Genomic DNA, 20607 nt, shown 5'->3' with positions numbered 1-20607 from the left:
AAAAAAAAGACTTCTTAAAAGTCTTGGCTACTTCGCATTATTTTTCTATTGTGTTACTATTTTATAAACACCAATGCTACCCCATAACCCTTACTATCACTGTATTCTGTTGTAACTTCCATAACCCTCCATCTTGTATAGGTAGGATTATCATCTTTAGTAGCTCTACCTAAATTATCAGATTTTATAAAATCCCCTGTTACAACTGTTTCATCTATTCTTACATAAACTTGTCCCGTAAGCCCTACCACATTCCACTCTTCTCTATCTTCTCTAGCTATATATTCTTCTTTCATGTCATGCTCTAAATTTTCTTTGAACACTTTTATATATTGTTTAGTTTCTTCGTCATATTTCTTCTCGTACACCAATCCACCAAATTCATTTTTTAAATATCTATCTTGCCAGTGAAAGCCACATGCATTAAGTAACACTCCAGCAGTTTCGGAAATCACTCCTAACATTTCTTCTCCTTGCCTACAAGGTCTTATTTTATCCCCATCTAATGTTACTATAATTCCAGTAGGGATCGCCTTACCATTAGTACTTTCAAAATACTCAGCAAAGTCTGCGAAAGTGCTGTTTCCAGTAATTGCACCTGTCGCCTTTATTGTACCAGAGTAAGAAGATATCTCCCACTTTTTATTTTTGGTAGAAGGTTCGCCATATCCATACCCTCCAACGATTGTTTGCAGTCCATCATCCTTTACGCACTCACTTGCAACTATTATACTTTTGCCATTTGTTATACATTTACTGCTTGATATTATTGCACTTGCCTCAAAATCCGTCGAGCAGCTTGAACTGTTCACGATAAAACTTCGATTACGATTTGCCGATGATGCTATACTACTAGAAATGACAGTGTGAGAACCAGCGCTTTTACATCTGTATGAACAATTTACCTGCCTATCGTGAGGTGTTGTGACCTCGCCTGTATCGCTTTTAGCAGATATAGTTCCTTTAGTATTTTCTAATTCCTTATCTGTAAGAGGCTTGTTCTTTATTCCTGACCATTCTACACTGTCTGCAACTTCTGCTCTATCCACTATACCATTATTATTTTTGTCGTAAACTTCTTTAAGCATATCCCCTGTTCCATCACCATCTTTACCTTTTTTGGCAATACATATCCAATGTTCTGTATTAGTGGGGTCTATTCCTTTAGAATCTTTTAAAGATTCATACGAACTACCATTGAATGTTACTCTATTGTACTTTTTATATTCTTTTTTAGGGTTATATTCCTCACATATATCAAAACTATCTATAGTATTTTTCATATTAGTATATCCTTGTTGCCTAGCGACTTCTTGTGTCTCTCTTTTATTTTCAGATTCTATTCTTTTAGTTTCATTCTTTTCTCTTGCTTTTTCATTTTCAAGTCTAGTTTTCTCATTAACCTGTCTGATTTTTTCAGCTTCATCTCTATTGGTTTCATTAGATTTTCTAATACTTTCAGTATCAGCCCTTATATTTTCAGATTCCACTCTTTTGTTTTCATTCTCTTGTCTTATTTTTTCAGTTTTAACTCTCTTATTCTCTTCTATTTCTCTAGCTATCTCATTTTCTTTTCTTATATCTTCATTCTTTTCTCTTGCTTTTTCTTGCCTTATTCTCTTTTCTTCTTCTGTATATACAGATTGTATTAAATCTAAATCTTCTGGTTCTATATAATCATTTCTGTAAATACTAGCATCTACAAACATATTAAAAGTTACAGAAGTTATTTTTCTATTATCCTTATCAAAAATACTTAAATCTGCTTTTACTTCTCCAACTGTTTCTAATACTTTAGTAAGTATATTTACTTTTATTTCTCCCTCTGTTGGATTAATTACATCAACCATTTGGAGAAATAATTTGTTATCTGGTCTTTTATAGTTTATCCTTACAGTTAAACCAGTTAAGTCAAAGGGAATACTATTCTGCACCAATGTAATATTTAAAACAGAATTATTATCCCCTTCCTTTAAACCCCTTACAGTATTAAAACCAGTTCTTTTCGTATCTATAAGTAAATCAAACTTCTTCTCCATTCATTTCACCTCTTTCTTTATGTATTATTTCTTTAGCATTTATATCAATTATTTGCTTTATCTCATTTATCATGCTTTGCATTGCTACAACTGGCAATCCTACTTCATTTAAAGTATTAATTATTTTTTCTTTAGTATCTAAGTAAACTAAATTAAAAGACTTAGGCTTCACCTTCTAATTTCACCCTCCTTCCTTTAAAATAGATACCACTTGGTGTTATAGAAGCTAATATACTTCCTCTATTATAAAAGTCAAAATCCCCACTAATTTTTAGATAGTTATTAGAGGAATTTCTTATTCTTATGTCTCCACCACGGCAATCTATATCTTGTCCATAAGGAAATTCTATAATTCCACTATGTGGCTTAATCTCTATTCTATCGGCAATCATACTTATAGCCGAATAATCTTCGCTTATGGCTAATGCTATTTTTGCAGCTCTGATATCTCCTCTACCATCAACTACCATTTCTATTTTATCCGCCTCTTGGGAAATCCAAGAACTTAAATCTCTATAGTTATCTTGCACTTTACTTTCTATCTTATCAGCTGTTATTTCTATCTTGCTATTAAGCTCTTTTTCTGTATCTGATACCATAAGTTTTATTTCATCTGCGGTTTGAACTATTTCAGATTGAAGCTTATTGTCAACATCATTTACTTCTAGCCTTATCTCTTTTGCGGTTTGGGTGATTCTTGAGTTCATATTTTCATTCTCGTCAACAACATATGTCATTATCTTATCAGCGGTCTGTACTATCTCTGAATGTAATTTATTGTCAACGTCGTTTACTTCGGTTCGAATTTCTCTAGCGGTTTGTGTGATGTAACTATTTAAATATTCATCCCCAACCTTCATTTCATATCGTATATCTTTAGCAGTTTCTTTTATAGTATTATTAGTATCAACAAAATTATTGTAGGTATCTTCTCTAGTATACTGTAGTTCCTCTTCTAATGTATCGGCTTTTTTAGTTACTTTAGTTAAGGTCATTTCTATAGATTTCTGTATCATACCTAATTCTAATTCTATATATTCTTCATTTAAAGCATCCCATATATACTTAACAACTCTTTGTTCTGTGTCAATCCCTAATTCCTTATGCGTAACTTTAAGTTTATCCCCTATATGAAGCTCTTCCAATTGTTTGTAGTGCTTATATTCTTCTGTTTTGCTTAACTCTATAAAATCTACAGTGTAATTAATAATAGGTTTATCTAACCCCATTTTGAACATGTGGTCTACTTTATCTCTTAATAATTGGTAAACCTCATCTTTAGTCAACACTGCTCCTTGTGTCCTATCTGAATTGACTTTATACTCTCCCATATGAATATGTTTTATCTTTGGATGTGGATATTCATTGATTAACGGGCTATCAATATATTTCTCTGGTAATAACAGTGAACTATCACTTTCGGTTAATCCTGTTGGCATAACTCTAGTAGCAACTTCTTCCTCGTCAACATGAGCCTCTAAACCAGTTAAATTCTTACCATATTGTATATGAACCCCTGTGTCTTGTCCTATTTTCTCTAACATTTTTACAATATAGTTATCTCTATATAATTCTCCTCCCCACCTACTGTTAAATGAGGTTTCTGAATCACCTAATAGTATTTCAATTGGATTTTTTCTAATATAATATGCAGTAGATTCTGTGTTTAAATTTGAACTAGCCTTAAACTTTGTAGGATACTGCATATTACTGAATATATATTTTATAGCTTCATCTGCTCCCATGTTTTTAGGTCTACAATCTTCTAAAAAATTATCTTTTAAATCATAAAATATATGCTTAGCATATACTTCTATATTAGATAAAGTTTTTACTACTCTATCTATTCTAAATAATTGAAGCCCTTGGGGTGTAGATACTTTTAGTATATTATCTTTTTTTAAGTGTTTACTTTTACTATTATAGGGGTGTATTAGTTCTAGTCCATAATATCCATTTAATTCTTCTTCTACATCACATCTTATAGTGTTATTTAATATGGCTAATCCATTTGAACTAAACTCTGTTGCTAACTTATCATAAACTTTAAGCATGTATACACCTCCTATTTATATTTCCATTGTACTTCTACTGTTCCATTAGATTCTAGTTTTATAATGTTTTTACCTCTCTTAAACACAGGATAATCACCTGTCATGTAGTTATTAAGATTTTTATTTTCTTCATAACACTCAAACATAACACTATCTATTGTTACATATTCAGATACATTATCTACTTTAATTGCTTTATTATTGATTACTACAGACACTGTTCCTGTGCCATATACTGTTAATATAGGTTGTGATTCTAGCCTAGAGGGATTGATAATTTCATGAGTTCCTTTGGTTAAATTAATAGTTTCTAATGGTAAATATCTAAAAGGCTCACATATAAACACAACTTCAAAATGTCCTGTACTTCCATCAATGTCTATACCCTCAAATTGAACATCTTTAACTTTATATTCATATTGTGGCAAATGGGACATGATTAACGTTCCAGAACCTTCTAGCCACTCATTTATAAGCTCACTATTGTCTATTATACTGTTGGTATTATTGCAATCACAACACGTATCAGAGGGCAGAATGGTACAAGTATAGGGAAGGGGAATGTCAAAATAACCCTTCCTATCTATGGTTAGACTTCCGTTTCTACCCACTACCTCCACGTGTTCAATATCTTTTTTAGGTTTAATTAAAGAAGGTTTCTTATTGATAACTATATTAAAGTCTTTACTATTATATCCTACGCCATCTGATTGAATAAATACAAAATTATGCATATACTACCTCCTTCTTCTATATTCCATTTCTGTACCTAAGAATGGAACTGTAGCTTGGGCTATTACTCTACCATCTACATTAATAATGACATCCTGCTTCATGTTTTCCATTTCTTCTCTAATCATACCTTTAAGCTTTTCAATAGGTAATACCGCTTCCATAGCACTGCCTCGACCATTGTTCCTATCTCCAACACCTATACCATTAGGGAATACTGTTGGCTTAGTGAATATACCTCCCTCATGCATCCATTTAACGCCAAGCTTAGGCACTGTCATTTCCTTTAAACTAAACTTACCTTCTAAAGTAAATACTGGTAGCTTAGGTCTTGGTATTTTAATCTCTGGTAATTTAAGATTCTTGAAGAAACCAAATATCTTATCTAAAGCGGTCTTAACTGCGTCTTTTGCTACTGTCATTGGCTTAGTTATCTTTTCTTTAATGTTATTCCATATAGTTCCTACTTTAGTTGCTAGAGAAGTAAATATATTACCTGTAGTTTCTTTTATTCCATTCCATACGCCTAATACCTTCTCTTTAACTCCATTAACCACATTACTGATAACGGTCTTAATTCCATTCCATATATTAGTTACAACGCCTTTAATAGCGTTAAATACGGTACTAGTCACATTCTTAATAACATTCCATGTAGTTGTTATAATAGCTTTAACTCCATTGACTACGCCTGTAATAACCCCTTTTATGGCGTTCCATACGGTTGTTACTACTCCCTTTATAGCATTAAATACAGTAGTGGTTACAAGCTTAATACTCTCCCATACTGTAGTAATAACATTCTTAATTCCTGTAACTATAGTAGTTATAAATCCACTAATAAAGTTCCATACAGTTACTATAATATTCTTAATCTTGTTCCAAGAAGAATCTTGGCGATCAACTTGTTCACTTATGATATTAGTTATCCAACCAAATATACTAGAGAATATACCTTTAATCCAATTAAAAGCTCCACTTATACCGCTACTAATACCATTCCATATGGCGGAAATAATTCCTTTGATGATATTAAGTGGTACTTGTATTATAGCTATTAATATGGTCATGGCTGATTCTATTAAAAATCTCATACCTAATAGGAATCCTTTAAAGATATTCATGATAAATTCACCTATTGGAGCTAAGAAGTTAGCTATACTTTCCATTAAGTTGCTGAACCATTCAGAAATCGCAGTACCTATATTAGTACACCATTGAATAAAGCTATTATACCCATTAGTAAATAAGTTACTTATATATTCCCATTCATTAGCAAACCATGCGGAAATCCTATCCCAATTCTTATAGATTAGAAATGCACCCATAGCTATACCTGCAATAGCTACTGTAACCATACCTGCTGGTGATAATAAGAAAGTAAATGCTTTACCTACACCGCTCATTATACTAGGAATACCTTTTAATAGTTTAGTACCCTTCATGAACGCCATGACGCCCTTCTCTGCTATCTTAGCCTTACTACTGACTAATAAGAAGCCTGTAGCCATTGTTCCTAGACCTATAGCCAATGTATCTATTATAGCCTTATGATCTCTATAAAACTGTGTTAATTCTTGTATTTTATTACTTATATATTCTATTTCATTAGGTATTCCTTGTAATACTTTTGCAAGTCCATTAAAGGTATCAACTAATAGCCCGTCTTGCATCTTACCCAGCTTAATCAGCAAACCTTCCCATGCTGAACTAACACTTGCCAATGCTCCACCTAGACCGCCATCCATAGTATCTGCCATTTTCTGTGTTATACCATTAGAATTATTAATAGATTCAGTTAAGTCATCAAATTTCTCTTGACTTGCATTAAGAACTGCGGTCATACCTGCTACTGCCTCTGTACCAAATATAGTAGATATATATTGTGCCTTTTGAGCGTCACCTAATGTACTGAACTTATCTCTTAAATGTACCAATAATTCATTAAATGGCTTAACTTTACCAGATGCATCTGTCATAGATATACCTAATTTCTTTATATCCTTAGCACCTTGACCAACTGGATTATTAAGTCTTAATATTGCATTTTTTAATGTGGTACCAGCTTGAGACCCTACAATACTCTTATTAGCCATTAGTCCCATAGCTACTGATAAATCTTCTATCTTATATCCTAATCCACCCGCTAATGCACCAGAATATTTTAGAGTTTCCCCTAATAATCCTATATCTGTGTTACTAGCTGATGCAGTAGCAGATAATACATCCGTAAATCTACCTGCTTCCTCTGCTTTCATACCAAACATAGATAGTCCATTAGCAACTATACTTGAAGCATTACCTAAATCTATACTATTAGCCGTAGCAAAGGTTAGAGTTTCCCCTATACCTGCTAATACTTCATCTGTTTTCCAACCTGCTCTAGCCAAGGCTTCCATTCCTTCTCCTGCTTCTGTAGCACTAAAACGAGTGGATGACCCCAATGCTTCTGCTTTTGATTGTAACTTAGCATATTCTTCACCTGTTGCTCCCGTAACCGCTTGTATCTTACGCATTTGATCATCATAGGTACTATATACGCCTATAATCTTCTTTTCAAAATTTACCATTGCCTTAACAGTAAATGCACCTGCAACAACTTTACCTAAAGTTCCAAATTTATTACCTAACCCCTTAGCTACTTCTTCGCCTTTTTTACCTACATCCTCCAATGGCTTTGTGACTTTATCGTCTAGTCCAATAGAACAAAATAATTCAAATAGTTTAATCGCTCGCCACCTCACTTCTAGGGTTAGTGTTATTTAGTATCATTTTAGCTATATTAAAACCTTTTTTGCCTCTATCCTTATTATGGATAGTTGATTTTGAACCTGCAGTAAAACTAAATTCATTGGGTACTAATTTCTTATAGTAATCATTAAACGTAGGTGGTTTTTCTTTACTACCCATATACATAGGTAATATAGCTAAATATTGCTTAAATAGATTGTCCCTAACCTCTCCATTTATACATTCTTCTACCAAATTAATAAAAGAGGTACTGGGTAAATTCTCTACATAAGATAGATTACCTCCATACCTCTTTAACAAGTTGTCCATAATAAAAGTCTCATTTATTTGGTAGTTTTCATAAAACCCTGTATCTGTTCATTATTTATTATTTCTTCTATATCCTTTACTAGATCTTCTATAGGTTGTTCAGCTATTTCTTTAGCCTTAACTCCCTTAATGTCAGCTATGAGTTCTGTAAGTTCCTTTTCATACTCTCCCATTAATTCCATAACTGCTTTTATTATTACTATTCCTTTAGCCTGTGCATCCATAGTTTTGTCTTTACCTACTTTTATTAATTCTTCCATATCTATATTCTTTCCTATTCTTGCTAATGCAAATAAATGTTTCCCTTTAATATCCATTAATAAACACTCCCTTTATAATTATATTTTTTTACTAGAATCGGTCTTATTTTTCTTCTGGTGGCGGTTTTGGTAATTCACAAGTATCGTTTATATCTAATTTAGGATAGTATATAGCGAATGGTGGATTATCCATATTATCAGGGTCGTACGAACCATGAAACTTTAATTCTGCTACTGCGTTATCCTTATCAACTACATCTATAGATAAACCTTCTTCATTTAATACATTAAACACTTGGATAATTATAGGTCTACTAGAACCTGTTATATTACCCATGAATGTTATATTATCTAAATAATCACAGTGAGTTATTCTATTCTTACCTCTAATCTTAGTATAATCAAAGTCCTCAATCTTTATTTCTTCACTATCTGTTGCACCAAAAGCATATCTAAATGTATCTGGCTTAAACTCTACTACGTTAGCCGTCATGGATACGTCCCAACCGTCTAATACAGTAGAACCCTTAGTCTTACCTTTAACACCATCTATCTCTATGTCTCTAAATTCTGGTACTGCTTCGAAGTTTCCTCCTCCACTAGTTGCTCCTATACATTTCTTCATAGCCGTATCTAAAGTGTCATTTTCTATATCATAATTAATAAAGAACGCACCTGCGTCAAATATCAATCTTTTATTTGTATCCTTGCTTAATCCGCTCATTGCCATAAATTAACACTCCCTTTGTTATATTATTTGTACTATATAATTTAGCTTTATGCGTCTTATTCGTCTATCTGGGTCTTTAATATTGTTCCTATATACCACATCTCTATCTATTACATATAACCTTCCATCACAATTCCATTGTCTTTTTAATAATTGTTTATCTATTAACTTAACCATATCCTCCATAGGTATAATTTGGTCATTTCTCCCCCACACATTAATAACTAACGATATATGCTCTTGAAATCCATGTGCGTCCATAGAACCACTTTCTAACTCATAGGATAAGTTTATATCATCAATATTAATAACTCCCTCTGTGTCCCGCTCTAAGTCTTCAAAATATACGTTATCACAACAAAAACTTAGCAACTTGCTAACATAAGTCATTAACTCTACCATATTTATTTGCTCACATTACTAAAGTTTTTCTTTATGATGTTCACTACCGAGGATTGAGTTTGCTTAATTCCAAGGCTCATAAAGGGGTTAGACTTCTGTCTACTAGTTCCTTCGTGTACACTTATAGCATAAGGAACATTAGTACCTATATATACCTTTAAATCCTGACTATCTACTTTATGGGTTATACTCCGTCTTAATTTACCTGTATTAACTGGTGTAACCGCTTGGGTGTTTGTAGTAGCAGTTATACCTAATTCATTTAAACTACCTTCCATGGCTTTATTAATAGCTTGTTTGACTTGCTTAATATTATTAATGTATTTCATTTATAACCACTTCCTTATAATTAAAGTCTGGGTCTTCTTCCTCTTCCCATTCTACAACCTTAACTATCTCATAAGTATTGCCATTTCTCTTGAGTACCTGTTCATTAACTATCAAAAAAGGCACTAAGTCCATATATATAACATGACTACATGCCTGTGTTATACCATATATCCCTAGTGCTTTTTCCTGTGTTAGGGGTTGTATGTCGCATTTAAAGTTAGTTACTAATTCTGTTTCTTTATAGTGTACTTGCTTAATCTTATCTAAATACTTCTTTCCCTTATTCCAAAGGGACATAGTATGCTTATAAAACACTCCTAATCCCTCCCTTAATACATTTTTACGTATGGCATGGGAAGTAAATTAGCAACGCTATCAGTTATTGTAAAAGCAGTATTATCTGCATATGTTATACTTCTAGCCCCTTGAGTTTTAGATTTAATATTTTTATTATCTTTAAAGTTATAAGCACTAACAACTATATCTATTATTGCATCCTTAAAATTAGCTTGAATATAATCACTTTTAAAGTTGTAATTGTTAAGATAGTTTTGTATTAGAGTTGTAGCTTTTCTTATGTAAATATTTAAAATAGAATCTTTAGAATTATCATTTATATTTAATAATATTTTTATATCTTTTAACATTTATCATTCCCCCTCATTATTAAAATAAGAGGGGTTGAGTTACCCCTCAATTATTAAGCACTTGGTGCATCTAAGGTGTAATATAAAACTGCCATAGCATCTTCTCTAAGAACCACACCATCATATACAGCTAATCCTCTAATACCATCAGAGAAAGCATTTTGTAATCTCATAGCTTCTATTTCAGAAATTTGTTTATCATATCCTAAAGATGACTTGTGCAATGCTAATACGGTGTTAACTGGTAATTCTTCTGTTTCCACAACCGTCATACCATTTATTTTAGCATTAGCAACCACACCATTAGCCAAAACTTCTGGATTTCTAGTAAATCTATCATCTTTAGATAATAGTCCTAAAATTTCAGAATTAACTACTACAAATCTGTCTGTTTTTGGTGCTTTATTCTTAGATAAAATTGTACCTAAATCAACTATATAATCATATATATTTGTTTTATTTACATTCTTTTTAGTAGTAGAAGAACCTATTTTATTACCTGTTTTAACACCCTTAACAGCTTTGTCTAAGATATAATTATCTACTGTTTCAGCTAATACAGAAGAATGTTCCTCTGTTGTAGATTTCATTATATCAGCTACTAATTGCACCTTGTCTACATCTTCTAATGCAAAAGCAAAATATTTCTTTTGTGTAAATGTCATTTCTATAGGAGTTGTAGATATTTCGTCCCAGCTAATAGAACCTGTATAATCTTTTACAGAACCTGCTCCTACCCTATTAAATATTATTTTGTTACCATCTTTATTTGTTGGTTTAGTTGTTATCACATCAGCTATACTTACATTGTGAAAATTGTGTAGTAAAGCCCCTTCCCATAATGTTTTCTTAAAGTTTTCTATTGCCATAATTCATTACCTCTCTTTATATTTTTCTTATTCTTAATTTGTTCTTTAACGTCTGCAAATTCCAAAAAGACATAAAAAATAAACTAGAATTATTTATCTAGTTTTGAAAATTGTTCTGCTATTTGTTCTGGTGTCATATTATCAGCATTTTTAAGTAAATTATCATATGTGTCTATATTATTGCCATTATTTTTAGGTGGTGTATAAGAAGAACCTTTTAATCTCTCTTGTACTACTGTTTCTAATTGCTTATTAAAAACATCTTCAAATTTATTTAAATTATTAAGTGTAACTTCTTCATCTTTACCTATAAAATAATCTACTATTTCTGTTGGCAACTTTTTTTCAGTAGCTTGTTTTAAGGCTATATTTTTTAATTTTTCATATTGTTTTTCTTCCTCCATAGCTTCAATTTTTCTTTGTAATTCTTCTAAAGCTATATCTTTTTCATCCCTAGCAGGATTTCTTTTTCTAATTTCTTCATTTATTATTTTTTCTAAATTGTTTTGTTTCCATGTTTCTAAAGCTTTACCATAGTGTTTATCTTTTTCACTATCCAAAAATCCTTTAAAATCTTTATTAGTTGCAACTAAATTTTTAAAATTATCTATACTTAGCATAGACTTTGCAAAATCTGTGCCTTTTAATATTTCGTCAATGCTTTCATTGTCATCTATATCTTTAATTAACTCTAATAAATCTTTCTTTAACATATTATCAACTCTCCTCTTTCCCTTAGACGATTAAATATCCCCTAAGACAAATTTATATTTATAATAAAAACAAGACATCTACTAAATGTCTTGTTTTTTTGCCCATTCGTTATAATTTATAAATGGTACATATTCTTTTGTTATATTATCCTTCCTAACTTTAGGTTTCCAATTATCAGAAGGTATATTTATTAAAACTGACCTGCACAACGGGTGCAATGGTGGTATTGGTTTCTTCGTGTCGTCTACATTAAATTCCTGTCCATCATAACTTCTACAGATATTAGAAGTTCGCTTGTCCAAAGTAGCTATAAACATTTGTTTTTCTATCCCGTACTCTTTGGCAAAGACATCATTTACAGTACTCTGGCATCTACACACCTCGGTTTCAATTAATCTTTTAGTATTATAGGCATTTTGGTTAAACTTATTTTTTATATTTTTTTCTATCTTATTAACATTTGTTTTTCCTTTTAGAAAGGTACCAACTTCTTTCTTTAACTCTTTCTCTAATTTCTTTTTATTCTTCCATAACCTATTACTCCAAATTTCATCTTTAATTTTGTCATTAACTATTTTTTCAATTTGTTTATCAGTTAATTTTTTTAAATTAAAGTCTATACCAATATTAAGTAAATATCCATCTTCACAATATTTATCTTTAGAAACTATAGATAGAATATCTTTAGTTATACTTTTTTCAATTTTGTATTGATCAGTACAAATACCGCTTATAATACTATTAAATTCTTTAGCTAGAGTTTTCTTGTCTTTATCTCCAATAGACAAAACTTCTTCTACCACAGTATAAGTTAAAATCACTCTAGCTATTTTATTTAATAATTCTTCTTTGTCTTTCTTCTGCTGTTTATAAATATCTTTAGATTTTTTATCGGCTAGATTATAACTTTCTTGTTCAAATTGTAAATATAAATCCTTATATAACTTATTCATATATATCAGCTTCTTCTAATAGATTTTCACCTATGTTATTTTCTTCGCTTTCAGCTTTTAATTTTTCTAATTCATTTTTAGGATTTTCAATGAAGCTTAGTAAGCTTAATGCTGTTTCAGTACTTAACTTATCACCCAATTGTGCTATTACTTGAGCTATCATCAAATCATCTTGTGGAATGTTTGGTGTAAATTTAATCTTTATATCTCTAAAATCATACTTTATATTTTTAAGCACTCTAAGATATACAAATAAAAATTTAAGTCTAGTTTTTATACAATCAGCGATTGATTTTTGATTTAATTTGCACTTTTCCTCCAAAGATATTAATCTACTTCTTAAAGCTAAGCTAGACGTATTGCTCTGCATTTTTTCATTGTGATTTATATGGCTTGTTATTTGATAAATTTTATCTTCTATTGTTTCAAGTGTATTTTGGATAAATGTATCATTAATATTTTTTATAAGCCATTCAATTTTACTGTTTTTATCCTTAGCTTGTAATACACCTAATTCTTTCATTTTAGGAATATCTTCTTCTGGAATTTGCACCCCAGTTAATACTAAATATGCATTTCTAAAATCAGATATTTCATTACTTATATCAGATAAGTTTGTTTCGTAAGCGTCTTGTAATCCTTTTATATCCTTGTAAATAGTGTTATCCTTACCTTCTTCACTTAATTGTGCTAATCCAACTGGAACTTGTCCAAATATATGTGGTGTAGGTTTATTAATTTCCTTAAATTCCTCATCAAAATGATAAATAAGGTTACTATTATATACATCAATATGTATTTCATCTTTAAATTTTAACTTGAACATATGTAGAAAATATTGTATATTACCAAAATCATCAATAACAGCATATCCATTTTCAGGATTTATTACTTTACTTGAAAATTGTCCCTCTCTATCTACATAATATAATTCATAAGCAAGTGAATATATAAGCATATTTTTAGCTAAACTACTGTCATGTCCTTCACTCCAATGATCTAAATAATAATCTATGTCATTAACTATGTTTTCATTTCCACTTTTGGATATGTAGGTTACATCATTTCCAACACTATAACTAACTTCTTCATTTATCAACTTTTTAATGTAGTTTACATTAATCTTATTATTACTTCTTTCAGTTACCATTTTATAATTTTTAATAGCATCGGTATTGCCCTTATAATATTCATACATTTTGTTATATGTAGTTTTATTTAATTTATAATCCTCATAGCACTTTTTTAATAATTCTATATCCATCTTTTCACCTCTTTCTTAGAAAAATAATCTTCTATCTAATATTTGTAAATTTGATACGACTTCAATAGTATCTAATCTATTACTAGCTTCTGCAACACAATCCACAAAGTCATCATGTGGTGTGTATAACTGTCCCTGAAACTCCATTAATTGATTTAATGCCTCTGGCATAACTCTTTCTTTATCAAATATAATTCTTCCATTATTAATACTATCTATAATAGTAGAAATTTTTTCATCTTTATTTTTCCTTTGTAATTCGTTTATAAATTCAAATTGTCTATTACATAACTCTTCATCACTAGCAATAAACTCTTTTAGCTTATCTAAATCTAATCCCATATATGTATTTTTTTCTATAGCTATATGTGTTATATCCTCAAATTTCTTTAATGTATTACATATATGCTTTATGTATTCTTCAAAAGACACAAAGTGTAATATTTCACCCTTACGGACATATTTGAAATCATTATCTGCTAAAGATTCAACTACAAAGGCAAAATAGTCCCCACGTTTTTTATTTTTTATACCAGCAGGGTCAACTGTAAGTATAGTTTTAATAAAATTATGGTCTTCTATTTCTTCTGTAGTTTGTACCACATTACTCTTAAACCACTTTTCTCCTATACTTGTAGCGTTATTCATCATTTCCGACATAAAAGCTTGTCTATTTTCCCAATATGCTATTGCTATATCTTCAAAACAATCCCATTTTTCTTCCCAAAGTACATGAAATTTCATTTCTTCATAATTTTGTTTATAAAACTCTTTTGCTTCTTCTTTTGGATTATCAATCTTATCATTAAAATATATTTTTTTACATTCAAGCCATAAATCAGATTCAAGTATATCTTCTACTGTTTGTCCTTTTTCTAATATTATTGCTTGTCTTAAATATGTATAATAATCTTTATTTTGTGCTAATCTAGAAATTAAACATTGTGAGTGTAATACAGTTCCAATAGATATTATTTTAGTAGCACTTTTAACCTTTTTTCCATTACGATAAACTGCTGTATCTCCTACCTTTTCTATTTCTTTACACCATTTATCATATTTTTTCTCTCTAGCATCTTCTGTTAATATGTCTTTCTCGTCCTGATAATCGTCAGCAATTACTACTGTTGGTCTTATTCCTTTAAAGTTAGCACCTCTTACAGAACTACTAGACCCTACTGCTCTTATATACATTCCATTAGTAAATTCAATTTCATTTGCATTAACTTTAAATTTTCTATTATTTATTAATTCCCCAAAGTTATCTATTATAAATTTATTTTCTTTAAATACCTTTTTAATGGAATCAACAAACTGGGTAGCATCATCGTCTTTTTTAGCACCTATAAGAGTAAATTTAGATTTTCTATAGCATATTAACCAAATAGAAATAGCTAAATCAAATATAGTTGTTTTTGCAAAACCCCTGGGACAAATAATATTAACTTTATCAAATATATCATCTGTAAAAGTTTTATTTGCAATATCCCAAAGGTGGTAGTGGTCTTTAGATAAATTTCTAGCTTCGTTTGTATCTTTAACAACAAATATATCCTGTAAGAAATACAAACAGAAAAATGCTATATCTTTTTCACCTAGAGCTATACATATTTGGTCAAGTTTCTTCTGATTTTGTTTAATAATCTTAGTTGCTATATCTTTAGAATAATGTTTAGATAAATATTTATATAATATGTAGGTATTATATTCGGCTTGTGTAAAATCTTTATTATCGTAATATATTATTTGTACCACCTCCTAATTGACTTGAAGTTAAAAAATATAATAAAATTTTATAGAGCTTAACAACGCCACTTTCCTATTTCTAAATTTAGAATAGGGGCGGGTATAATAAAAAAGAAGATAGATATTATTTATCTACCTTCTAAATCTCTTTTAATTCTATATATAGTTGTTCTTCCTAGTCCTGTCTTATCTACTATATCTTTAATCTTATAACCTTCTCTTAACATTAACTCTACTACATCAGCCTTTTTATTTCTCTTGTTAGGTCTTCCACCTTCTCGACCTCTAGCCTTAGCAGAAGCTAAACCTTCTTTAGTTCTTTGACTTATTAAGTCTCTTTCCAATTGGCTTAATCCCGCCATGACAGTTAGTAAGAAACTATTATAAGGATTATCTGTAGTAGTATCTAACCATGTGTCCTTAATAGATTTAATACTAGCACCTTTATCTTTTATCTTTTCTACTATTTCTAATAAGTCTTTTGTACTTCTACTAATTCTTGTTAAATCAGCTACTATTACAATATCATTTTCTTTTAACTCATTTAACATTTTATTTAATTGTTCTCTATCTCTTTTAGTACCTGTTATCTTTTCTTTATATATACTTCTTTCATCTACTCCATATTTAACTAAAGCGTCTATTTGTCTATTTAAACTTTGTTCCTCTGTACTTACTCTACAATATCCTATTAACATATTATCACGTTCCTTTCATATATCTTATATTAACAATATACCATAAACGTTCCATAATGTAAATAGATATTGGTACGCTTTATGAAACATTCTTAATAGTTAGAAACGTGATAAATACGTTAATTAAATAAGCGTACCATAAATCACCGTTTTAGGTACATTAAAACCAAACTTTTAACGTCTTATTATTTAGCTTTCTTTTTAGGTAACTCTACTACATTATCATCTTTTTTAATATCTTCTACTATATTATCTAAATTAACAAAGTCCTCTTTCTTGTCCTCTTTATCTGTAATATCTTGCACCTTAGCAGTTGGAGTACCTAGTATTCTGTTTACTAAATATGTTAATGCATCTGCTCTAATTTTATCAGAGTCGCTTGTTAGAGCTATCTTTTCCAATTCTGTAACATATTTATCTAAATTTTTAATTATTCTATTATTCCCCTCGGTTTTTATCCCCTGTATACATTTGTTCCAGTTATCCTTCCATTCCTTCTTTTCCATCCATCTGTAGATTGTTTTTCTTTCAACACCAACTATCTTCGCTGTATCTGTTATAGTTTCACCATTTAGCAACAATTCCATAGCTTTTATTTTTTCCCTATTTAACATAATATCACCTCTTTTTTCACATGATACATCGCCACATTTTTAGCACTGCATATAGTATCTATTTTTGCCCTACCACTATAGTACGCATTAAAAAAGAGTACCTTTTAGATACTCTTTTAATGATTTTTATTTTACCTTAAATTCAATACTAATTTTACTTTTACATTTTAAACATTCACCTTTGCTACCTTTTAAAATTTTTATTTTTGTTTTTTCTTTACAATGAGGACATTCATATTCAATAATTTTACCTTCCATAATATCTTCAACATTATTTTTCATATGTTTCATTAAGTCGTTTAAATTATTAAACAAAGGCATATTACCTCCACTCCCCAAATATAATATTTTGTAATATATTAAAATACTACAATAGATATTATATTCTACAGATATACTCTGTTTCCTCCTATTTATTTCTTGACTTTCTATCTTCTAGTTCCTTTATAAAAAATAATACAAAAGCATACATTATTACACTTCCTGTTATTATTTTATAAATATTACCTATTTTTAATAGGAATTCCATACTAATTCCTCCTTGCATATTTCTATATGTATTATTCTTGTGCCTTACATTTTTTAATTGCTAAAGCGATATGCTTAAATGCAGCATTATACTGTTTTAGCTCTACATTTTTATCAAACTTTTCTAATAACTCTTGTAACTCTTCTGTATTCTTATACACAAAAGCCCACATCTCTTGTCCATTTCTATTTATCTTTTCTATTCTATCTTCAAAAACCCCATGCGTATATAAATATGCTACTTTTCCCCTATTTACAATTTTAATTTCTCTATCCATTTTTCTCTCCTCCAATTTTTCTAATAATTTTTTATTTAATTTACTACTATATTTATCTAATTCCTCTAGTAATCTCTTTTCCCTTATTTCTAATTCTATATTATCCATTTTACATTCCTCCTGTTATACATTCTTCCATCTCTTTCCATTAGCAATATTGCTTATGTGCGTTTCGCTAACATTGTATTGTCTTGCCAATTCTTTTTGTGTAACACCTTTTTTAAGATATTTCTTAATTTCTATTACATCTTCTTTTCTTAATCTACAATTACCATTCTTTTCTCCCTTTTGTGCAGCCTTCATTTTTGTTGTATCTCTTACTTTTGTTCCATGTTTTCCGCCAAATTTCTGCTTATTAATAAGATTCCAACCATTCACTCTCTGTACGTGTTTTATCCACCAATCTTCTCTTTCGGTTAACATTTCCTCTGTACATTCTTCCAATATTGTATATTTAATTCTATTGCAATCTTTATTGTAAGCCTTTTGTAATTCTACATAATTATGTTCACCATTTTTTAAAAAAGCACTATGATTGCTCCATCTTTTAGCTATATCCGTACTTTGTCCTACATAAATATTTCCTATAGCCACGTCCTCAATCCCATAAACTCCCACTAAATTTTGCTTTATCATAATTCCCATCCTCCTTACGCAAAGGCTAAAAATTCAGCCCTTGCAATTTAATTTTTAATTTTTTCCTTGACATTGACTTATGTATATGTTATAGTATAGTTAGATAATTATATGTATTTTTAAGCTAATAAAAAAATATGTACTTAGTTTATAAATTTCTTATACAAAAACTAATTTTACCTTCTTCCCAAGTATCACAACTTCCCACTTTTTCACTACGTACGGATTCTACAATATTGTCATCTACTTCTAGACATCTATTAAATATCATGTCTATTGTAGCCTTATCAAAGTTTCTAATATCCATACCTTCCCAAATTTCATAATCTTCTTTAGAAGGTATTTCTTCTCTAGGAAAATATCTTATCCAATTTTTGTAAGCATTTGTCTTAACCACTCCAACATTATTTATATGTTCGTAGAGGTAGTTGTTTGAAAATCCATGTACATCTAATGTTATAAAACTAGCTTCTCCTGGGACACACCTTTTCTAACTCATTAGTCAATTCATTTATTTTTCTAGTTTTACCACCTAATTTTCCTCTATTACTTAAATTGTTTTGTAATTTAATATCATCTTTAATCATTTTAATTACATCATCAATTTCTGATACTAAACCAAATTTATTATTACCAATCAATGTTTTATTTCTATCTTCTAAAGTTTTAATAATCTTTTCCATTATTTTAATTTTAGAATCTGAATGTGTATGTGTAGCATCTTTTCTTTTCTTCGTATTAGCCTTATATAATATTCTAGTTTTATTTTCTTTATGAAATTCCATACACTCTTTATATTTATCTTCCAATTGTTCTATACTACAATTTTTAAAAGTAATATCTAACATATTGTAGTTATATTCTTTTTGTTCTATAGTAGCATTATCACTTATATACATTCCATTTTGTCTTATTTGTGGTAGCACTTCATTAGTTACCCATTTTCTAAATTTCTTACACTTTTCCGTTCTACTTTCTAACATAAAATCATATAGCATATCTTCTGTTAAATAAGTGTGTACACCATGTACACAAGGTGTTATTTCAGCATTTTTAATGATTTTATCTATTCTATCTTTTTGAGGATATATTTTACCAATATTATTCTTTTTGATATATCCTAAAGCCATTCCTGTACTATACAACTCAAACAATACATTCTCCTCTATTATTATTTCCACCTTTTGTCCTTCAAACTCTGTCATTTTTGTTAATAAATTGTTTTTCATAAAATTCCCTCCACCTTTTTTATTTTTGTTGGTGTATAACTAATCCGTTATATACCTATAGCAAAATTCCACATAATTGTTAATATAATAAAAGGACTAGAAATTAATCTAGCCCAATACACCAACAATGGAGAATGTGGAGTTCTCCTACAGACATATAAAAATTGTATGGGACGGTCTTTTCTATCGCAGAACCAATCCAAAACTGCGTAGTAGAAAATCTACTAATTCTATATTTAATTTTTAAAAAAGGATGAGGATTAACTTTTATCCACTAACCTTTACTATGTTTAAATAATAAAGGGTATATAAAAAGAAAAAGATACTACAAAAGTAATATCCTTTTCTAAATATCTAATATGTATTACATTTCTACCCCATTTTCATAAATCCAAGCATGATCTACATATTCATTTATTTGCTTTAATCCTAAATATATTCCTTCATCTTCTGTAATAAATTCTACATTTAAAATGTCTTCTACATTGCAAACAACACAAGTAGAATAATCGCATAAATCCAGTTGCAACAATTCGTCTTTATGTATAAAATATAAATATCCTCCACCTAATTCTCTGTCATTAAATTCCCTCAAAATCTTTTCTAAATTTTCTTTTTGTATCATCGTCATTTTATCTCCTCCATTTTTAAATTATTTTTAATTAATCTATTGACATACATATAATAGTATGTTATATTTAAATTTTATAATACTTTTATATAAAAAATATATAAAGAAGGCAGATTAATTTCTGCCCCTTTTCTGTAAATAATCGGTATTTTTAACGTTGTTCCGATTTTAACAACTCTAAACTAGCTTAAGA

General features: G+C 29.6%; 25 protein-coding genes. All 25 read right to left on the bottom strand.

Features of this window, described 5'->3' with window-relative positions; genetic code table 11:
• Positions 1–56: 56 nt before the first annotated feature.
• Complete coding sequence (locus tag B5D21_RS14010; protein ID WP_159444393.1) at positions 57–2039, bottom strand: peptidase G2 autoproteolytic cleavage domain-containing protein; 1983 nt, start codon at positions 2037–2039, stop codon at positions 57–59.
• Positions 2023–2211 carry a hypothetical protein gene (locus B5D21_RS02225; RefSeq protein WP_035125149.1) on the bottom strand — a complete coding sequence of 63 codons (189 nt, stop codon included), beginning with the start codon at positions 2209–2211 and terminating at the stop codon, positions 2023–2025. Before B5D21_RS02225 ends, B5D21_RS14010 begins: the two co-directional genes overlap by 17 nt.
• Complete coding sequence (locus tag B5D21_RS02220) at positions 2201–4093, bottom strand: phage tail spike protein (RefSeq protein WP_011099752.1); 1893 nt, start codon at positions 4091–4093, stop codon at positions 2201–2203. Before B5D21_RS02220 ends, B5D21_RS02225 begins: the two co-directional genes overlap by 11 nt.
• A gap of 11 nt (positions 4094–4104) precedes the next feature.
• A complete protein-coding gene (locus B5D21_RS02215) occupies positions 4105–4827 on the bottom strand; it encodes a hypothetical protein (RefSeq protein ID WP_011099753.1) in 723 nt (240 codons plus the stop codon).
• 3 nt (positions 4828–4830) lie between these two features.
• Positions 4831–7569 carry a phage tail tape measure protein gene (locus tag B5D21_RS02210; RefSeq protein ID WP_011099754.1) on the bottom strand — a complete coding sequence of 913 codons (2739 nt, stop codon included), beginning with the start codon at positions 7567–7569 and terminating at the stop codon, positions 4831–4833.
• Positions 7550–7885, bottom strand: coding sequence for a hypothetical protein (locus tag B5D21_RS02205; protein WP_011099756.1), 336 nt, complete (start codon positions 7883–7885; stop codon positions 7550–7552). Before B5D21_RS02205 ends, B5D21_RS02210 begins: the two co-directional genes overlap by 20 nt.
• 14 nt (positions 7886–7899) lie before the next feature.
• Entirely contained in the window at positions 7900–8202 is a 303-nt protein-coding gene (locus B5D21_RS02200; RefSeq protein WP_035125146.1) for a hypothetical protein, read from the bottom strand.
• A 46-nt stretch (positions 8203–8248) separates the two neighbouring features.
• A complete protein-coding gene (locus B5D21_RS02195) occupies positions 8249–8875 on the bottom strand; it encodes a hypothetical protein (protein WP_011099758.1) in 627 nt (208 codons plus the stop codon).
• Positions 8876–8893: 18 nt separating this feature from the next.
• Positions 8894–9277, bottom strand: coding sequence for a hypothetical protein (locus tag B5D21_RS02190; RefSeq protein WP_035125143.1), 384 nt, complete (start codon positions 9275–9277; stop codon positions 8894–8896).
• Positions 9278–9279: 2 nt separating this feature from the next.
• The gene (locus B5D21_RS02185) at positions 9280–9606 is read right to left on the bottom strand and encodes an HK97-gp10 family putative phage morphogenesis protein (RefSeq protein WP_035125141.1); all 327 of its coding nucleotides are present in this window, start codon (positions 9604–9606) and stop codon (positions 9280–9282) included.
• Positions 9593–9922: a hypothetical protein gene (locus B5D21_RS02180; RefSeq protein ID WP_011099759.1), complete on the bottom strand. Its 330-nt coding sequence runs from the start codon at positions 9920–9922 to the stop codon at positions 9593–9595. Before B5D21_RS02180 ends, B5D21_RS02185 begins: the two co-directional genes overlap by 14 nt.
• 14 nt (positions 9923–9936) lie before the next feature.
• A complete protein-coding gene (locus tag B5D21_RS02175) occupies positions 9937–10254 on the bottom strand; it encodes a phage head-tail connector protein (protein WP_011099760.1) in 318 nt (105 codons plus the stop codon).
• A 53-nt stretch (positions 10255–10307) separates the two neighbouring features.
• A complete protein-coding gene (locus tag B5D21_RS02170) occupies positions 10308–11123 on the bottom strand; it encodes a phage capsid protein (RefSeq protein WP_011099761.1) in 816 nt (271 codons plus the stop codon).
• 89 nt (positions 11124–11212) lie between these two features.
• On the bottom strand, positions 11213–11836 hold the full coding sequence (locus B5D21_RS02165) for a DUF4355 domain-containing protein (protein ID WP_011099762.1): 624 nt from the start codon (positions 11834–11836) through the stop codon (positions 11213–11215).
• Positions 11837–11917: 81 nt separating this feature from the next.
• Complete coding sequence (locus B5D21_RS02160; RefSeq protein ID WP_011099763.1) at positions 11918–12790, bottom strand: minor capsid protein; 873 nt, start codon at positions 12788–12790, stop codon at positions 11918–11920.
• A complete protein-coding gene (locus tag B5D21_RS02155) occupies positions 12783–14054 on the bottom strand; it encodes a phage portal protein (protein WP_011099764.1) in 1272 nt (423 codons plus the stop codon). The genes B5D21_RS02160 and B5D21_RS02155 overlap by 8 nt, the downstream gene beginning before the upstream one ends.
• Before the next feature lie 15 nt (positions 14055–14069).
• Positions 14070–15800 carry a hypothetical protein gene (locus tag B5D21_RS02150; protein WP_035125243.1) on the bottom strand — a complete coding sequence of 577 codons (1731 nt, stop codon included), beginning with the start codon at positions 15798–15800 and terminating at the stop codon, positions 14070–14072.
• A 128-nt stretch (positions 15801–15928) separates the two neighbouring features.
• Positions 15929–16498 (bottom strand): recombinase family protein, encoded by a 570-nt coding sequence (locus B5D21_RS02145; protein WP_035125138.1) that lies wholly within the window; start codon positions 16496–16498, stop codon positions 15929–15931.
• 185 nt (positions 16499–16683) lie between these two features.
• Positions 16684–17112, bottom strand: a complete 429-nt coding sequence (locus B5D21_RS02140; protein WP_011099767.1) for a helix-turn-helix domain-containing protein — start codon at positions 17110–17112, stop codon at positions 16684–16686.
• Between the two features lie 126 nt (positions 17113–17238).
• Complete coding sequence (locus B5D21_RS02135; RefSeq protein WP_128993703.1) at positions 17239–17427, bottom strand: hypothetical protein; 189 nt, start codon at positions 17425–17427, stop codon at positions 17239–17241.
• Positions 17428–17672: 245 nt separating this feature from the next.
• Positions 17673–18026: a DUF5659 domain-containing protein gene (locus B5D21_RS02130; RefSeq protein ID WP_242651194.1), complete on the bottom strand. Its 354-nt coding sequence runs from the start codon at positions 18024–18026 to the stop codon at positions 17673–17675.
• 15 nt (positions 18027–18041) lie between these two features.
• Complete coding sequence (locus B5D21_RS02125) at positions 18042–18554, bottom strand: GIY-YIG nuclease family protein (protein WP_242651197.1); 513 nt, start codon at positions 18552–18554, stop codon at positions 18042–18044.
• 148 nt (positions 18555–18702) lie between these two features.
• Positions 18703–18951: a hypothetical protein gene (locus B5D21_RS02120; RefSeq protein ID WP_035125134.1), complete on the bottom strand. Its 249-nt coding sequence runs from the start codon at positions 18949–18951 to the stop codon at positions 18703–18705.
• A gap of 67 nt (positions 18952–19018) precedes the next feature.
• A complete protein-coding gene (locus B5D21_RS02115) occupies positions 19019–19783 on the bottom strand; it encodes a BRO-N domain-containing protein (protein ID WP_011099769.1) in 765 nt (254 codons plus the stop codon).
• Between the two features lie 364 nt (positions 19784–20147).
• A complete protein-coding gene (locus tag B5D21_RS02110; protein WP_035125131.1) occupies positions 20148–20414 on the bottom strand; it encodes a hypothetical protein in 267 nt (88 codons plus the stop codon).
• Positions 20415–20607 lie beyond the last annotated feature (193 nt).

Origin of the sequence: Clostridium tetani, from assembly GCF_900167265.1 — a bacterium.
Classification (GTDB): Bacteria; Bacillota; Clostridia; order Clostridiales; family Clostridiaceae; genus Clostridium_G; species Clostridium_G tetani.
Note: the sequence above shows the minus strand (reverse complement) of the source record. Positions and strands in the feature narration are given on the sequence as shown.

Bases quoted from the DNA above. Each gene is read 5' to 3' on its own strand.
- B5D21_RS14010 (WP_159444393.1), bottom strand. From the start codon at position 2,039: ATGGAGAAGAAGTTTGATTTACTTATAGATACGAAAAGAACTGGTTTT.
- B5D21_RS02220 (WP_011099752.1), bottom strand. From the start codon at position 4,093: ATGCTTAAAGTTTATGATAAGTTAGCAACAGAGTTTAGTTCAAATGGA.
- B5D21_RS02215 (WP_011099753.1), bottom strand. From the start codon at position 4,827: ATGCATAATTTTGTATTTATTCAATCAGATGGCGTAGGATATAATAGT.
- B5D21_RS02205 (WP_011099756.1), bottom strand. From the start codon at position 7,885: ATGGACAACTTGTTAAAGAGGTATGGAGGTAATCTATCTTATGTAGAG.
- B5D21_RS02200 (WP_035125146.1), bottom strand. From the start codon at position 8,202: ATGGATATTAAAGGGAAACATTTATTTGCATTAGCAAGAATAGGAAAG.
- B5D21_RS02195 (WP_011099758.1), bottom strand. From the start codon at position 8,875: ATGGCAATGAGCGGATTAAGCAAGGATACAAATAAAAGATTGATATTT.
- B5D21_RS02190 (WP_035125143.1), bottom strand. From the start codon at position 9,277: ATGGTAGAGTTAATGACTTATGTTAGCAAGTTGCTAAGTTTTTGTTGT.
- B5D21_RS02185 (WP_035125141.1), bottom strand. From the start codon at position 9,606: ATGAAATACATTAATAATATTAAGCAAGTCAAACAAGCTATTAATAAA.
- B5D21_RS02175 (WP_011099760.1), bottom strand. From the start codon at position 10,254: ATGTTAAAAGATATAAAAATATTATTAAATATAAATGATAATTCTAAA.
- B5D21_RS02170 (WP_011099761.1), bottom strand. From the start codon at position 11,123: ATGGCAATAGAAAACTTTAAGAAAACATTATGGGAAGGGGCTTTACTA.
- B5D21_RS02165 (WP_011099762.1), bottom strand. From the start codon at position 11,836: ATGTTAAAGAAAGATTTATTAGAGTTAATTAAAGATATAGATGACAAT.
- B5D21_RS02160 (WP_011099763.1), bottom strand. From the start codon at position 12,790: ATGAATAAGTTATATAAGGATTTATATTTACAATTTGAACAAGAAAGT.
- B5D21_RS02155 (WP_011099764.1), bottom strand. From the start codon at position 14,054: ATGGATATAGAATTATTAAAAAAGTGCTATGAGGATTATAAATTAAAT.
- B5D21_RS02145 (WP_035125138.1), bottom strand. From the start codon at position 16,498: ATGTTAATAGGATATTGTAGAGTAAGTACAGAGGAACAAAGTTTAAAT.
- B5D21_RS02140 (WP_011099767.1), bottom strand. From the start codon at position 17,112: ATGTTAAATAGGGAAAAAATAAAAGCTATGGAATTGTTGCTAAATGGT.
- B5D21_RS02130 (WP_242651194.1), bottom strand. From the start codon at position 18,026: ATGGATAATATAGAATTAGAAATAAGGGAAAAGAGATTACTAGAGGAA.
- B5D21_RS02125 (WP_242651197.1), bottom strand. From the start codon at position 18,554: ATGATAAAGCAAAATTTAGTGGGAGTTTATGGGATTGAGGACGTGGCT.
- B5D21_RS02115 (WP_011099769.1), bottom strand. From the start codon at position 19,783: ATGAAAAACAATTTATTAACAAAAATGACAGAGTTTGAAGGACAAAAG.
- B5D21_RS02110 (WP_035125131.1), bottom strand. From the start codon at position 20,414: ATGACGATGATACAAAAAGAAAATTTAGAAAAGATTTTGAGGGAATTT.